Source organism: Herbiconiux sp. FW305-C-125, from assembly GCF_058783455.1.
This window is the reverse complement of sequence record NZ_JBYSYO010000036.1, coordinates 1-790: the sequence shown is the minus strand read 5'-3', so window position 1 is coordinate 790 and position 790 is coordinate 1. Positions and strand designations below refer to the sequence as shown.

Annotated in this window: 1 protein-coding gene; it reads right to left on the bottom strand. The window is 59.1% G+C overall.

All coding sequences use genetic code 11. The annotated features are described in order from the left end of the window. On the bottom strand, positions 1-371 hold a 371-nt coding region (locus AC3WLB_RS24280; RefSeq protein WP_492510489.1), incomplete at its 3' end, for a hypothetical protein. Between the last annotated feature and the right edge of the window lie 419 nt (positions 372-790).

Genomic DNA, 790 nt, shown 5'->3' with positions numbered 1-790 from the left:
ACTTGAAATCCGTCATCGTTCCGTCCGTCCAATCTCCGCCAAGCATGCTCAAGCTTCACGATTTTTGCAACAGAGCCGCGAATGGTGATTGCTGTCTGCCCCAACAAGCGGCCAGCCTGCATGCTCGGCACGATGAATTGTAGGCCTTCAGGTTGGGAGACCCCCCGCTGCTGAAGCACCGCGCCACTGACAGCGGTAATGGCGGCGGGGATGTCCTGGACGGTCTCGGAACGCTTCTGCGCGGTGACCACCAATTCGTCGACCATTGAAGCAGGACCCGTCTCTGCCTGCGCGCCCCATGCATCCGTCGTGAGAAGCCAAGGCGCCATCATGGCGGACGCACACAGAGAAATGCGGACGGCGTGTTTCATGGTTCCCCTTCAAGTTTCGCTCGCTCAGGTGAAGCGAAGGTTCGCCCCACAACCGGCGGCGAAGGCGCTTCCAAGTCTGAGGGCAGACTCCGACTCGTCCTCCCATTCGTCAAGCATTTTAGGTAGAACGTCCGACTTTGGCGCGTTGCTTGGGTGCAGAAAGGTGCACCTCGGCCGCCGCCTGCGTGCGCAAAAATGCACCCGGATACCGCGAATGATGTGGATAATCGCATGTTTTCGTCCACGAGATGCGCGGCTGAGGCTCCACACGGTCACTAGACAATCTAGGACATATGCATAATATTTCGGCTGTCGGCGGTGTCGTCAGGGCATGCGCCGGAGAGTAGTGCCCCGTAGAGTGGTGTAACGAACCCCGAGTAACAACGGCCCCACTGAAAGAACAGCGTGGCCACCGGGGA